The following is a 15,021-nucleotide window of genomic DNA, read 5'->3' as shown; positions in this document are numbered from 1 at the left end:
CGGTCCCCGCCTCCAAAGGGAAAAAATGCGTATGGGTCCGGCCGCACGCCGATGAACCGATCCGGGTTGAAGCGCTCCGGGTCCTGCCACACATCCGGCCGGTGATGGACGAGATAGATTCCTGCCGAAACACCGGCCCCGGCCGGCAGGTCGAGCGCGCCTATTCTCTTGGGTCTCTTCAGGATACGCGCGACGTCCGTAGTCACCGGCGTAAGCCGTGCCGATTCCTTCACGACGGCGTCGAGATAGCTGAGATTCTGGACGTGTTCCGGCATCAGCCGTCCGCCACGCCCGGTCTCCCTGTCGCGCTCGGCACGCAGTTTCGCCATGACCTCGGGCCTGGCCAGGATGTGATAGAAGAGCCAGACGAGAGCAGACGTCGTCGTCTCGGTCCCCGCCATCAGCAGGGTGAACAATTCGTCGAACAGCTCCTGCTCGGTCATCGCATTGCCGGCCTCGTCGCGTGCCGCGACGAGCAGCGACAGGACATCGACGCGCGACCCGGCCTCGCGCCTGCAGCGGGCTATTTCCTCCGACAACAACGATGCCAGCTCTGCGCGAAGCTGCAGGAACCGACTCCAGGGCGAGTAGCCGCCGAGTTTTCGGCGAAGCGTGGGGAGGAAGATGAAGCCCGCCGATGGGCTATCCACCATATCGAGAATACGCCCCTGAAGGCTTCTGACCTGCGCGAGTCTCTCGTCCTCGAAACCAAAGATCGTCCGAAGAAGCACATCCATCAGGATCTTTCGCACTTCCCCATGGATCTTGAACGGCCGCGCAACAGGCCATTGATCGGCCACCTCGTCCGCAATGCGCACGATCTCGCGAAAGTACAGCGGCATGCGCTCCTGGTGGAGCGGCGGCATCATCAGCCTGCGATGGCGCAAATATCGATCGCCGTCGAGCACGACCAGCGAATTCCAGCCCAGAATGGGACCGAGCAAGCGCGCGGCAGGCTCCCCGCCGACCAATTCGCCCGGCTCGGCCGTGAAGATCTGCCGAATTTCGTCGGGATCCGAAAACACGACCATGCGCGGCTGCGTCATCGGCTGAACCGTAAACGTGTTGCCGTAACGCCGCCGGTTCGCCTCGATCGCTCCATAAGGCCCCAGCATGTACCGAATGCTCTGCAGGAAAGGCGAAAGGCGCGGACCGCGCGGCCAGCCAGTCCATGCGTCAGCTTCGTTCCTGTGAGGTCGAAGCTTCGAGTCGTGCCGTTCAATATCCACGATACGTCTGCCGATATGCGCTGCGCCGGCAATATGCACGAACCGCTGCCCGCTCGTAAACTTCGGCGGCAATGCCCTTCACCAATCGCCGGAAATATAGCACAACTCCAACATGGACCCGTTCAAGCGCAGGACTCACACCGGCGAGGCCGCTGCAGGTGCGACACTTCATCCCGTCATCTGCGGTGTTGACGAGCTGATGCAATTTCGCCGGTGTGGATTTACCCACATCGTGTCGATCATGGATCCCGGCTCCGACGTGCCGACCGTGTTCGAGACTTTCGATGCGCACCAGCGACTGGATCTGCGCTTTCACGACATCATCGACCCGGACAGCGATATGGTCGTGCCCAATGGCGAACACATCGGGGAGCTTCTGCGATTTGGCCGCGCCATGTACGCCTCGAAATCGTCCATCAAGCTCCTCGCGCACTGCCACGCGGGTGTCTCACGGTCGAGCGCCGCCGCGACCTTGATGCTGGCAGCGGCGCAGCCCGGCGCCCCTGCCCAGGCGTTCAGCCGCCTGCTCGCGATTGCTCCAAACGCGTGGCCAAACCTGCGCATGATCGAGCTCGGTGACGCATTGCTCGGATGCAACGGACAGCTCGTCGCGGCCGCGAGAGCGCACTACGCAAACATGATCGAACGGTATCCGGCGCTTCGGCAGATGATCGCGGTTGACAAACATCTGCGTGCAACGCGGGAGTAGCTCCGTATATTACCGTCACTCTGCTGAATGATCGATGCGGCACAGAACGGGATCGATTGACTCTCATCGCCCCAGTCGAGCATACCGCACCGCTCGACTCATCCTCGGCTCTGCGACCAAAAACGGCTGCATTGTCAGGACCGACAGCCCTCGATATAGATTAAGCTCGCGCGCATGATCCTGGTTGGAGCGCCGGAGATGGACGTCAGCATCCAAGCGCAATTTTCCGTTCAGTCGGCCCAAGCCGCCATACGACGGTCGAGCCATTTCACCTATCTCTTGAGCTTGCTGCTGCCCGCGGCCGATCGGCCGTACTTCTGGGCCTGGTACGTCTATGTTCGTTGGTTGGACGATATCGCGGACGACGTATCGCTGGCGTCGGCCACGCGGTACGATTTCCTGACGCGACAGATCCAGCTTGTTCACGACCTCTATTCTGGACGGCGGGTAAATCTGTCCAAGGACGAAGCACCGCTCGACGCATTGGTAGCCTATGACATCGGTCGCGATGCGTTGCTCAAGGATTCCTTGAGCATGATGCTCAGTGCGATGCAGTTCGACGTGCAGCGTCACGGAACCATCTCGGAATACCAGGAGCTGCGGCGCAACTTCGACTACGAAGTGTCAAACTGCCTGCTCGCCATCGGCTATTTCTGCCGCATTCCCGGTCTTCCGGCAAAAATACCCGGACGCGCTGCCGCGAACGGTGCCAAGGTCGCGCATGTCCTGCGAGATTTTCTGCGCGATTGCGACGAGGGCATCTACAACATCTCCCGCGAAGAGCTCGATGCCTACGGCATGGCGCTACCGACTCTGACGGCGGATATCGCGACGCCAACCGGGCGTCGGTGGGTCGCGTCGAATGTGCGCCTTGCCGAGCGCCACTTGATGAGCGGCTTGCAGGAGGCCAGCACAACGCCCGGACTTCGATATCCGCTCATCGTTGCCATCCTCGTCGCCAAGTACCAGGCATACCTCGACCGTTTCCGCGCCAACGACTATGTGATGCAACGACAGGCCAGCATCGGCTTCGGCTTTGCAAAGAATCTGCTTGCCAATCTCGGCACCCTGTTGCTGCACCGGCCGCGCGCGGCGGTTCGCCGCAGCATCGGTGCCGACACACCGAAGGCGCTGGCGCAGCGCTCGGCACCGGCATGGGCGGGACTCCTAGCCAGGCTGCTTCCCATCTTCAACCGCCCGGTCGTCGCGGCGATCGACCAGGCCTTGAGGGACGTCTCAATTCCCGATGACAAGCGACGGAAGCTCCGTCGTCGTTTCGCGACAGCCTATTGGATAGGCCGCAACTCCTACGCATCCATCGATACCCGTCGAGACGAAGGCCATGCCGGTCGAGGCCATAGCGCCGGCCTGGTCTATGCGTTCTGGTCCATCGCCGCGATAGAGCTGGATCGGCTGATCGATGATCGTGCGTTGGCCCCGGAGCGGGCACTGGCATTGATCGATGAATGGTTGGGCAAGGCGGCGAAAGCAATCTCCGGCGTCTCCATAGACCAAACTTGCCGCCGGACCGAAATTCCGACATCGTCGGACGACCAAAACGACTCGTTTCAACGACTGACCAGCGCCTTTCAGCACAGCCTGTCCCGGTACTGCGATCTGGCTGTCGACATCGACTCCCGCCGTTCGATCGCCGACACATTTCTCGGCGAAGCGCGCGCCGTGCTGATGGCTCAGTTCAATAGCCGCGAGCAAAAGATCCTCGATCCGGGCCACGACTGGCACTGGTATATGACGCAACTCCTCAATCAGAAGACCCTGGGCTTTGCCTTTGCCCCATGGGCGCTTTGGGTCCGCGACGACACGACCAGCGAGCGGCGCCGCAATCTGGAGGACGACTGCCTGACTCTCATCGCCGGATACTGGCATTGGCAGATCCTCGATGACGTGGCCGATATCAGGGGCGACACGCGCCAGGGTCTTGTCACGACACCGGGGTTCATTCTCCTGTCCCAGGGGGCACTCGCGCGGAGCTATCTCGATTGCGTGAGCACGACGACACGCGAGAACGCTGCCGAGAGCGCTACGACGTCACCGCCTGTCGCCGCCATTCTGGCCACTGAGCTCGTCAGCGAACGTTTCCTCGCCTCTCCCCTCGCGGACGATTTCAGGCATTTGATCAGCCTCTCACATCCGGCTGACACGCCAGCCGCACGTGAGAGCATGCTGCGATGCGCGCTCGTCAACGGCGACGACGACGTTTCAGCCGACTTGATTTGCATTGCGCGCGCGCGGCGCGACCAGGCGGCGAGCTATGTGGATGCCATGAGGTCGGGCGATTGGAGCGCGGCCTTGAACGTTCTTGGGCAAAGCCGCGTCATGGGACGTATTCTCGTGACCGTGGACCAGGACGTCGGACAGAGCGAGGCCAGGGAGCGGCTGGCTCTGATCCGCGCCCCTTCGTCACGCGCTGTGCTTGGCATCGTCGAAATGCTGATCAGGCACTGCTATCGAAAGGCTCGTCGCGCCAGTCTCGAAGTCTGACCCGGAGGCCTGGGTGTGTTCCGGAACCGGCTTTGGAGTAACACGAATTTCATGGTCGATTCCGCTCAATATCGGTCCAACGGTCGAACGAGACCCGTATGAATGCCGCCTCGCCTCCCCCTCGGCTTGCCACGCTCGACAATCTGAGCTGGCTCGTCCGTGTCCGGCTATTCGCGACCGCGTTGATTGTCGCATCGATCTATGGATGGAAATTCCGGCGTCTGCAACGCTCGCTCAAGCCGGCCGAATGTTTTCTGACCGCGGACGACCGGCGCATGCTGAAGCTGCGACGCCGGTTCATCGCCGGCGCTGCGGCCGGTTATATCGCAAGCACGGAGTCGCTGTCCCAGCCGCTTCTTGCCCGCAGCAATCTCATTTACGCCGACCTGGGCGCCTTCTGGAGCAATTGGCTGATTGCCGCCGACGCGACGATGGACCTCGAAGCGCTTGCCCTGCCCGAGGTGCGCCGATTATTCGGCCAGTCGTTGAATGCGATGCTGAGCAAGGTTGACAGTCGCTTGCCGAACGATCTCCGGCACAGGCTCAGGGCTCGTTCCGGTGCCATGTTCGGAAACGATGTGCCCGAAGCGGACGCGTTGCCGGCCGGTCCGGACTTTCGGCTGCGACGATATACGCTTCGGATGGCCGCGGAGATCGGCAATCGCATCTCCGACCTGGTTGCGCTGTATGGAGCCCAGCCACTCGCAAAGGCGCTCGACCAGTTCTATTCGCGCACGCTCGACCTCATGGCGGCTCAGCTCGAGACCTACGATCAGGCCATCGTCGACGACGACCACGACTTCGGATGGTACCGGCGCATGATGCACGGGAAATTCATGAACGTGTTGCTCGCGCCGACCGCGCTCTTTACAAATCCCGCCGCGGGACTCTATCCCGAGGCGGAGATGCGCCTGGCGTTTCACCTGCTCAATCGCAACTTTCTCCATCGCCAGATCCTCGACGATCTCCTGGACTTCGAGGAAGATCTGGCGGATCACTTCGCAAATACGCTGATCTACGTCCTCGTCAGCCAGGGACGACTTGCCGCTCTCATGGCCAATGGCGACGCACCCGCGAGCGCGGTCATGGCCGAACTGGATCGATCGGGCCTGCTTGTTCACCCGGCCAAAGGCCTCGACGACGACATCCTGCCGGACGAAGCCCGATCCGCAGACGGCGCGCCGCTTGCTGTCGACACGCTCGTCCACGCGGCCCTGCGAAATGGCCCGGACGACACGTCTGTTCCGCTGCACGTCCTGGTCGATAAATGCATGCAGCAACGGACGGCGCTATACGACGCCTGGGCCAGGCGCGATCACGCCACAGTTCAGGCGATCGTGCTGAAAAGCGGAGTCGCCAACCGTATCCTCGGCAGCATCGCGGAGGGGGCTGACCAGCCCCGAATCGAAGATGACTTGAAGCGATGTATGGCACGCAGCAATATCCAAGGCGGCGTCTACACCTACTACGCGCGCACACTGAGGACTTACGAAAAATGCGTCAGCAAATGGCAATCGCATACCGCCCCGCAGTCGCGTCATGAGCCCGCACGAGCGGGATAATTGGATCGAGACGCGACGCTCCATCGTGATAGCTCGGCCACACGATCTCGTGTTCGCCTTCGTCTGCGAGCCGCGCAACGACAGCGATTGGCTCACCAATGTCGGCGACGTCGAGTGCCTGACTCCCGGGCCATTCCGCACCGGCTCCCGTTTTCGCGAGTTTCCCATCTTTCTCGGCGCCCGCGTCCAGATGGAGTGGGAGGTGACTGATTTCGACCCAACCGGATATTTCGCCGGCAGGAGCATTTCGGCGCCCGTCGCGTTCGAGAGAAGCATCGACTGCGAAGCGACAGGATCCGGCACGCGCCTCACGAAATTCGTTCGGCTGCAGATCGCATTGCCGTTCCTGTCGGTGTCGGCCGCCGATGGACTGTTGAAGAGTGCGACCGACCGCGCGCTGGCCCGCCTGAAGACTGTCCTGGAAAGTGCCGAGTCTTCCGCCGCGAGATCCGACGAAACGTGAAACGTCCGGCGGAACGCGCAATCGCGCCGATCGCTGCGGCCCGAGCCGAGATCGGCTATCGCACGTGTCCGCCGCTTCGGCCCGAAACTTCGGTCGTGGAGACGATCGACCGATCGATTGCGGCAAGCTGGCGTCCCTGGCGCCAGATGCGCGACACGAGAAAAATAGCAAACACCAGCAGCGAAGCGGAGGTCCAGTAAGGATCTACACCGAGCGACGTCTGGAAATTGTACAGCCTGTCGCTATGGAGGCCGAGATAGGCGGCGGCCGCCACCAGGACCGCCCAGAACCCTTGCTGCAACAGTCGTAGTCGGAGCGTTCGCAACGAGATATCGATGCCGTGGCTGACCCTCTGGACGGTCTGAAGCTCGTCGAAAGCAAGCCGGGCCTGCTGGTAAATGCTCACCATCGAGGAAAAGGCCTGCGCCGGCCTCATCGCATCCTCGATGTCCAGTACGGCCGCCCGCCTGAAGAAAACCATCAACTCTTGTGCTGCATTGAATGACGGCGAGAGCTCGAAGACGATCGATTCGAGCGTCAGCATCGTCGTGAAATATTGCGCAAGATCGGTCGGAAGCGCGAGCTGATGCTTTCGGACCACGGTCATCAGGCTCGCCATGAGGCGTTGCGCGGTGCGGCGCGGCTCGCTCTCCACCGGAGAGGAAAAGCCATCCACATAATCTTCCAGGACCCGGGCGACATCCCTGCGGAACTGCGTTGCATCGTACGAAGCCGGCACCTCGAGGCAGTACAGCAGTTCATCGACGGCAGCGTCGAACTTCTGCTGGATTGCGCATCGCCAAAAATAGCGCAGCGACTCCTGCCGATCCTCGGACAACCGCCCGATCACGGCATAGTCGACATATGAAACCCCGTTCTCGGCCAGAGCTAGGATGCCGGCGGGGCTTATGTCGGCATGAAAGATTCCGTCGCGGAAGATCTCATTGAGAGCATTCCAGTACAGGTGCCGCGCGATCCGGTCGATATCGTAGCCGCGCCGCGCGATCTCGCGGAGATAGGGCTGCCCGGAACGCCGCTTCGCGTCGATGATCTGAGAGATGGGAATACCGTCGACAAGCTCCGAGGTCAGGACACAGCCCGCACTCCATTCGCGCCGAAACCGCGCGCTGCTCTCCCATTCGTCATCGTCGGCCAGGGCCGCCATTCGTTCGGCATTCGTTAGCGTCGTCTCGAGATTCAGCTCGATAAAGCGTCCTTTGACGAACTCCTCCACGGCATCGCGCGCATGAGCGATCTCGAAGCCACGGAACAGCCCGACGCCGGCAAGGAGCCGCATCAATCTCGCGTCGAGGACACACTCGCGGCGCATCGAGGGGTCCTGGACCTTGACGACGAGTTTCGTTCCGTCGGGTGCGGTCGCAAGATGAAACTGTCCACTCGACGTGATCGTGAAGGGCTCCGGCGCGAACGACACGAATGCCTGCTCCGGAGCCACACCAAGCTCGGCGACGACAATGCCGCGGATCGCCGAATAGGCAAGCGGCGTCGGATCGTTCCGGATGGCGAGGAGCTCGCTGCAATATTCCGCCGGCCACAGATCGAAACGCAGGGCCAAGGTCTGCCCGAGCTTGATCCAGTTGGTGCCCAGCGATTCAAGCGTTGATCGCAGGGCTTGCGCGCGCACCCGACGCGAGCGGCTGCGGACAAGGACCGGCAAGAGAGCGATTGCTTTCCCGGCGACGCGGCCAGTCCGAGCGATCACGTGGGCGGTCAGTCGCATGTGCCCTCTGTCCCTGCCGTCGCGTGGCTCAATCACCCAGCAGCATATACCTTCGGTCATGCTCGAGGGATCATCAGCCCACCGCGGCAATCACTATCGCATTTTGCCGCAGCGCAAATCAATTCGTCTCGTGCGTCGCCGACGTGAGCCATCAATAGTGCAGAGTGGTAGTTTGGTAACTTCATCGGAACGGCGTGCCGCTGGACAGCAGCCGGTCTCGTGGCTATCCTTTGCAATTATCAAATGTCATTCCTTTTGCAGAGGCTGCCTGCATGACCAAAAGCGCCGCTCCGCGAGATCAAGCTGCAGACTACGACGATGATGTCGTCAGCGCTGCCGACATCGAAAAGTGGACCGAGCGAGAGCGTGCTCGGCGTCGCGCCTGGCTCGAAGGCCCGACCGACGAAGAAAAGGAAGAGTGGGCCGCGACGGAACGTCGGCGGCGACTTCATCGCCGGGCACATGATCACGACAATGACGACGAGGATTTTTCCGAGGGCCGTCGCGTTGCGGATCGCTGGCAGCGCGAAGTGGGGCTTGCGCTGGCCGGCATTGCCGGGCGCATCATGGACTCGCCCTACTCCCTGCTGGGCAATCTGATCCGCGAAGGACGACAGCTTGAGGACGATTATCTTCCACGTCGGCGTCGGCGACGCGTACCGTCCGATGATTGAACGGCGAATGGCCGGAACAAACCATTTGCCATCAGGCGTCGCTGAAGATGATGGACGCGATCGCTAGCACCGTTTGGCGATTTTGGCAGATTTGCGCGACAACGTTTCGCTGCGTCATTCTTCCAGCCTTCCGCCCAGCGGCAGCATGCGCACCGCTGCCGGTCCGGGTGCGCGAGGCCATCGAGCGCCTTGGCGGGGTCTGGATCAAGGTCGGTCAGGCGCTTTCGCTGCGCTTCGATCTTTTGCCTCGAGAGTACTGCGACGAGTTTCTCAAGCTTCTCGGTGAAACGGCGACCTTCCCCTACAGCGAGGTCAGGACCACCATCCGGAACGAGTTCGGACAGTCTCCGGAGGAGTTGTTCGCCTCGTTTGCCTCCGTTCCGCTCGCGGCGGCGTCGATCGCGCAGGTTCATCTGGCCACAGACAACGACGGGACGCGGCTCGCGGTCAAGATCAAGAAGCCGGGCATCGAGCGGCAGTTCAAGGCGGACTTCCGCATCATGCGGATGCTGGCAAGGTGTCTCCGCCTCGTGAGCGGACACCTGGGGAGCTCGGCCCGAACCTTTCTCGACGAATTCGAGCGATGGACCATCGAGGAACTCGATTTCAGAAACGAGGCTCGCCACGGCCATCGCTTTGCCCTGTTCGCAAAGGGCGACCCACTTCAGGCCACCGCCCGCGTGCGCTTCGAATTCACGACATCGGACGTTCTGACGACGGAATTCCTGGACGGGGTCCGCGTACTGGACATCGTGACCGCCCTCAGGGCGCGGGACCTAACGAGGCTGGCGGAGTTTCGCCGCCGCGGGATAGAACCCGTGCAGGTCGCACGCAACATCGCCTGGAACCTGCTTAACCAAGCTCTCCGCGACGGGTTCTTTCACGCCGACATGCATCCCGCAAACCTGATCGCGTTGCCGGGCAACGTGATCGCGTATCTGGATTTTGGCATCGTCGGGACCCTCTCGGACGATCTCCGCGAGTCGCTGCAACGCTACCTCGTCTATCTCGTCGAGTGCGATTTCGGTCGCGCAGTGGACGAGATGCTTCGCTGGATGGGAGGATCGGAACGCTCGAACATGGAGGCGGCGCGCCAGGATCTCATGCTCATGTTCGAGGGATATCGATATGGCACAGGCGCCAATGAGGGCCGCCCTCTTCAACTGACATCCGACTTCATCATCGACATGATGTCGGCCGCGCGCCGCTACGACCTCGCGATCGCGCCGGAAATGATCCTCTATCAGAAGGCCGTTCTTTCCATCGACGCGACGTTCTCTGCGCTCGCGCCAGGACACGACCTGTTTCTCGAGGCCGGCAAATTCTTCAGACGCGCCACCCGCATCGATTTGTACGACATGGCACGGCCGTCCGCAGCCGCCGTGCTCGACGTTGCGCATCAGATGAGGTGTCTGGCGAGCGACTTCCGCTCGACGCAGGGCGTCGGACGCACGTTCCGGGTATGGCTCGACATGCTGCAGGCGCGCCTGTTGTCGTATGAATTCTGGGCGATCCTGTTGGGCGTCGGCGCCTACGTCGTCTACCAGGACGACAGGTTGCAGGACTTCCCGCGGATGCTCGGCGTGAGCAGATACTGGATTGCGGGCGGCCTCGCGCTGACTGCAATTGCGTTGCTTGCGCCGATCTGGCGGCAAGGGCGCAGACTGTCCGCGACCGACCCGCGCGACCACCGGGGGCGCGCGCATTCGCAACGCACCCGCCAATAGACCAGCCTCGCGCGCCTCTCGCCGATCGGCCTCTCAGCTCATGCCCTCGACCGCCATCAGGGCGCAGAGGCCGACGAATGCGACGTTCTCGTCCAGTATGAGATAGGCAGGTATCGGTTCGAGATATCTTCGGAGCCGTCCCTTCGCCTCGAAGCGCGCGCGAAATTGGGATGCTGCAAGATATTCAGGGATGTGGCGCAAGATGCCGCCGCCGATGAATATTCCGCCTCTCGCGCCCAGCGCGAGCGCGAGATTGCCGGCGACGGACCCAAGCATCGCGCAAAACATGTCGAGGGCAGCGCGACTGATCGGGCAATCCCCCTCGCTCCCGACCCGGGTGATTTCGGCCGCACGACGTGTTGATGGCGTCATGCCGTCGAGAATCGCAAGCGCGTCATAGAGATTCTCGAGTCCAGGACCCGACAGGACGCGTTCGGAGGAAACATGAGCGAAGCGTCGTCGCAAATGCTCGATGACGGCATCCTCGCGCAACGAGCCGCCCGCCATGGTGGAGTGCCCGCCCTCGCTCGAAAGCACGATTTGACCGCCGGCGTGCGGTATGCTGACCGCCATTCCCAGGCCGGTGCCCGGTCCCAGCGCAGCAAGGGGCGCTCCCGCGATCCGTTCTCGTCCGCCGAGTTGGAACAGGCTGCCGGCAGGGAGATGGGGCAGAGCCCACGCCACCGCCTCGAAGTCATTGATCAGACGAACGGTCGCGAATCCATGCGTTCGCCGCAACTCCTCCGCATCGATCACCCAGGAATTGTTGGTGAGAGCGCAGCGGCCATTCTGGACCACGCCGGAAGCAGCAAGGATTGCGCCATGGATCGCGCCGGGTCTCGGCAAATCGCCGAGATAGGCCGCAAGTGCCTGCTGAAAGGTGCCGTAGTCGCTGACGGCCATACGCGCCACCGCGCTCATCTTTCCATCAGTCAGGAGCGCGAAGCGGGCGTTGGTCCCGCCGATATCTGCCACCAGGACTGTTCGGTCGGATCCTTCGCGAGCGGCAGGCATCATCATGGATGTGACGCCCGGATCAGGTCGGCGTACCAGCGAAAAGACGATTTAGGGATTCGCCGAAGCGATGCATAGTCGACATAGGTCAGGCCGAACCTGACGCTGTAGCCAGAATCCCATTCGAAATTGTCGAGCAGTGACCACACGAAGTAGCCGCGAACATCGACGCCGCTGGCAGCGGCCGAATTCATTGCGCCGATATAAGCCCGCAGCATGTCTATCCGGCCAGAATCGATCACCGCACCCGTCTGATCAGGTTGCTCAAAGCTGCCATATCCGTTCTCGAGAACGTAAATCGGCAAACCATAGCGGGCATGGACGAGCTGCAGCGTCTCCCTGAAAGCCTCGGGTTCGATCGGCCATTCGATCGGCGTCAGGGGCACGCCGGCCGGCTTCTCGCCAAAGTCGTAACCCAACATCGAATCCGGGCGGGATTTCACGTAGACCGGGCTGTAGTGGTTCAGTCCAAACCAATCGAGCGGACGGCAAATGCGCGCGAGGTCGCCCGGCTGCATATACGGCTCGATCGCCGATCGCATGGAAGACGGATACTCGCCGCGGCATTGCGGATCCGGAAAGGCGTAGTTCCAGTAGACATTCAGGTTCGCCGCGGCCAGCGCATCGGCCTCGCTTGAGCTCGAAGGCCGGCATGGCTGCAGATTATGGATGCATCCGATCGAAGCGCCGGCAACCTTTGCGCGGAGCACGTCCACTGCGGCGCCGTGCGCGAGATTGACGTTGTGGATCATGCGGTGAAACTGCGCCTCGCTGCCGCGGTCCCGCTTGCCGAGCGAGTGGTTGAACAGGCTGAACATCGACGGCTCGTTGAATGTCGCGAAACGCTTGACCCGGTCGCCGAAGCGCGCGGCAACCAGAGCCGTATAGTCGGCGAACCACACCGTCGACTCCCGGTTGAACCACCCGCCGCGCTCCTCCAGGGCCTGCGGCAAGTCCCAATGATACAGACACAGCCACGGCTCGATGCCGGCAGCCAGGAGCTCGTCGACCAGACGGTCATAGAATGAAAGGCCAGCCTCGTTGGCGGATCCGCATCCCAGCGGCAACACGCGCGGCCAGGCAATCGAGAACCGGTATGCCTGCACGCCCAGCGTCTTCATCAGGCCGACATCTTCGCGGTAGCGATGATAATGGTCACACGCGACGTCGCCCGTGTCGTGATTCTTGATCTCGCCACGTTGGCAATAGACGTCCCAGACGCTTGGTCCGCGGCCATCCTCCTGCGTCGCTCCCTCGATCTGGAAGCTCGAGGTTGAAACGCCCCAGATGAAATTTGGACGTAGGCTGGCGATGTTCGGCAGTTGCGTTGTCGACATGAAACGACCTGCGTGGTCCTGCCCTGCCTGTGCTCGGTCACGGTGCTGCGCGCCGGCCCGTTGGCTTTCAGGTACGTTGTCTCCCTGTCGCATTGGTAGTCAGGCTGGTTCCGGATGGTATTGAGATAGGTCAAGAAGCCCCGGCAATACCGTGCGATGGATAGCCATCCTTCGTGCTTGCCAGGGGCCGCCATTGCAGAGAACGAGATGGGGCGGGGTCGTCGACGACGGCCTCACTGGGAGCGGCTTCTTCCGCGTTGCCGAGCGCAATGGAGTGTTGTGGTTCGTCGATCCCGACGGTGGTCGCTTTCTCTCCAAAGGCGTCAATGCCATCCGCTTCGATCCGGAACGCATCGGCCTGACCGACCGCGTGCCCTACGCCGAGGCTTGCCGAGTTAAGTATGGCAATCTGCACGCATGGCGCACCGCTATTTCTGACCGGCTGGCAAGCTGGAACTTCAACACGGTCGGCTGCTGGTCAGATGAACTCGTCGCCAGTGCCGGATCGCAAATGCTGGCAAACGCACCGACCATAGAGCTCGGCGCGTCGTTTCGGTTGCACCGACGCGGCCAGATCTTTCCGGATGTCTTCGATCCCGAATTTGCAGCGCATATCCACGCAAGCGCCAACAAGCGTTGCGCGGACCGGCGCAACGATCCCGGATTGCTCGGGACCTTTATCGACAACGAACTGTACTGGTCTCCCGACTGGCGGGGGGCCGACGAGTTGTTGACGGTATTCCTGAACTTTCCGTCACATCTTCCTGGCCGCGTTGCTGCCATCTCGAGGCTGCAGGCACATTACCGGGACTTCTCCCAGTTCAACGCGGTATGGCGCACGCCGGCACGCTCCTGGGAGCAGCTCGGCAGAATCGAACACATTGTCGCGCCGTTCTTCCGAATGCCGCCCGGCGGCCTGAACGACGCGCTCGAGGCCAAGGCCAACCTTGGCAACCCCGCGCGCGAGGCGTTCTGCGCGGATTGCGATACCTTCGTGGCCGTTGTCGCCGACAAGTACTTCGAACTGTGCGTGTCGGCGATCAAGGCGGTGGATCCCAATCATCTCGTGATTGGCTCCAGGTTCGGCTATCAGCCGCTGCCGGGCGTCGTTGCCGCGGCCGGCCGGCACCTCGATGTGATCTCCTTCAACCGCTACGATTTCGACCCGCTGCCGGTGATCGACGCCTATGCCACGACCGGCAAACCATGCCTGATCTCTGAATTCTCCTTCCGCGGCGACGATGCGGGCTTGCCGAACAGCCGGGGCGGAGGACCACGGGTGGCCACCCAGACCGAGCGCGCGCAGGCTTTCGAACGGTACGTAACGGCGGCCCTCGGCAAGCCGAACGTGGTCGGCTATCACTGGTTCGAGCATGCCGATCAGCCGGCCGAGGGGCGTTTTGACGGTGAAGATTCGAATTTCGGCATCGTGACGATTCAAGACGATGTCTACGACGAGCTGACGAGGACGATGACCAAGGTCAACGCCGCAGCGGAGCGCATTCACGCCGCCGCCGGCGCGTCGACCGTCATCTGATCATTGCAGCGAGCGAAAGCCTCAGGTCCCGGATTTTGCCGGACAAGTCTCGGCATCGAACGCTACGGCCCTGGTGCGAAACATGCGAATGTTGCTACGGCTCTTTGGCGGGATCCCGTCACGGGCCAGGATCGATTTTACTCCAGAGTCGCCAATGGTTCGAATGGACCGGAACAAGTCTATTGGTCTGGCAATCGGCCCAACCGTCCTCGGTGCGGCGATTCGAGCGAAGATCCCAGCCGGACCAGCGTAGCCTGGGCTCGCTCATCCCTGACCTGCTGCTCCAGTGCTCCATGCAGCAGCTTCAAGGTCTGCAACTGCTGGCGCAGGTCGTGCCTCGCGGCGGCGAGAAAGCGGGACTTCTCACGGTTGGCCTGTTCGGCGGCCTGCTTGGCCTCGGTGAGCTGCTCGGCGGCCTGCTTGAAAGCGGTGATGTCGGTGAACGAGATCAGGATTCGCTTTTCAGTCAGCCCTGCATCGTGGATCTCCTCGGCCGCGACCGCAAGGACGCGCTGCCCGAGCGGCG

General features: G+C 62.0%; 11 protein-coding genes and 1 pseudogene. 7 read left to right on the top strand and 5 right to left on the bottom strand.

The features are described 5' to 3' along the window. On the bottom strand, positions 1–1,115 hold a 1,115-nt coding region (locus C2U70_RS28740), incomplete at its 3' end, for a cytochrome P450 (RefSeq protein ID WP_210243921.1). 226 nt (positions 1,116–1,341) lie between these two features. On the opposite strand from C2U70_RS28740, the gene C2U70_RS28735 reads away from it, so the two are divergent. The 4 genes from C2U70_RS28735 (at position 1,342) to C2U70_RS28720 (ending at position 6,465) form a co-directional block, all read left to right on the top strand. Beyond that, positions 1,342–1,938 carry a tyrosine phosphatase family protein gene (locus tag C2U70_RS28735; RefSeq protein ID WP_140982005.1) on the top strand — a complete coding sequence of 199 codons (597 nt, stop codon included), beginning with the start codon at positions 1,342–1,344 and terminating at the stop codon, positions 1,936–1,938. A gap of 198 nt (positions 1,939–2,136) precedes the next feature. After that, positions 2,137–4,440, top strand: a complete 2,304-nt coding sequence (locus C2U70_RS28730; protein WP_186294531.1) for a squalene/phytoene synthase family protein — start codon at positions 2,137–2,139, stop codon at positions 4,438–4,440. Between the two features lie 98 nt (positions 4,441–4,538). Continuing rightward, positions 4,539–6,002: a hypothetical protein gene (locus tag C2U70_RS28725; protein WP_140982003.1), complete on the top strand. Its 1,464-nt coding sequence runs from the start codon at positions 4,539–4,541 to the stop codon at positions 6,000–6,002. Continuing rightward, positions 5,980–6,465 (top strand): SRPBCC family protein, encoded by a 486-nt coding sequence (locus C2U70_RS28720; protein WP_140982002.1) that lies wholly within the window; start codon positions 5,980–5,982, stop codon positions 6,463–6,465. The genes C2U70_RS28725 and C2U70_RS28720 overlap by 23 nt, the downstream gene beginning before the upstream one ends. 55 nt (positions 6,466–6,520) lie before the next feature. Here the strand turns inward: C2U70_RS28720 and C2U70_RS28715 are convergent, their stop codons facing one another. Further along, on the bottom strand, positions 6,521–8,206 hold the full coding sequence (locus C2U70_RS28715; protein WP_186294529.1) for an ABC1 kinase family protein: 1,686 nt from the start codon (positions 8,204–8,206) through the stop codon (positions 6,521–6,523). A gap of 272 nt (positions 8,207–8,478) precedes the next feature. Here C2U70_RS28715 and C2U70_RS28710 point away from each other — a divergent pair, with 272 nt between their 5' ends. After that, positions 8,479–8,880: a hypothetical protein gene (locus C2U70_RS28710; protein WP_140982000.1), complete on the top strand. Its 402-nt coding sequence runs from the start codon at positions 8,479–8,481 to the stop codon at positions 8,878–8,880. 47 nt (positions 8,881–8,927) lie between these two features. Continuing rightward, positions 8,928–10,607, top strand: coding sequence for an ABC1 kinase family protein (locus C2U70_RS28705; RefSeq protein ID WP_140981999.1), 1,680 nt, complete (start codon positions 8,928–8,930; stop codon positions 10,605–10,607). A 33-nt stretch (positions 10,608–10,640) separates the two neighbouring features. On the opposite strand, the gene glk is transcribed toward C2U70_RS28705, so the two are convergent. Both glk and C2U70_RS28695 read right to left on the bottom strand, forming a co-directional pair. Further along, complete coding sequence (glk, locus tag C2U70_RS28700) at positions 10,641–11,627, bottom strand: glucokinase (protein ID WP_349629583.1); 987 nt, start codon at positions 11,625–11,627, stop codon at positions 10,641–10,643. Next, on the bottom strand, positions 11,624–12,958 hold the full coding sequence (locus C2U70_RS28695) for a GH1 family beta-glucosidase (RefSeq protein WP_140981998.1): 1,335 nt from the start codon (positions 12,956–12,958) through the stop codon (positions 11,624–11,626). Before C2U70_RS28695 ends, glk begins: the two co-directional genes overlap by 4 nt. A 193-nt stretch (positions 12,959–13,151) precedes the next feature. Between C2U70_RS28695 and C2U70_RS28690 the strand changes: the two genes are divergently transcribed. Then, positions 13,152–14,495 carry an agarase gene (locus C2U70_RS28690; protein WP_186294528.1) on the top strand — a complete coding sequence of 448 codons (1,344 nt, stop codon included), beginning with the start codon at positions 13,152–13,154 and terminating at the stop codon, positions 14,493–14,495. Positions 14,496–14,674: 179 nt separating this feature from the next. On the opposite strand, the pseudogene C2U70_RS33235 reads toward C2U70_RS28690, so the two are convergent. Continuing rightward, positions 14,675–15,021: pseudogene (locus tag C2U70_RS33235) on the bottom strand (hypothetical protein); the annotation flags it as partial.

Origin of the sequence: Bradyrhizobium guangdongense (assembly GCF_006483445.1) — a bacterium.
Taxonomy (GTDB): Bacteria; Pseudomonadota; Alphaproteobacteria; order Rhizobiales; family Xanthobacteraceae; genus Bradyrhizobium; species Bradyrhizobium guangdongense_A.
This window is presented reverse-complemented; position numbering and strand designations above follow the sequence as displayed.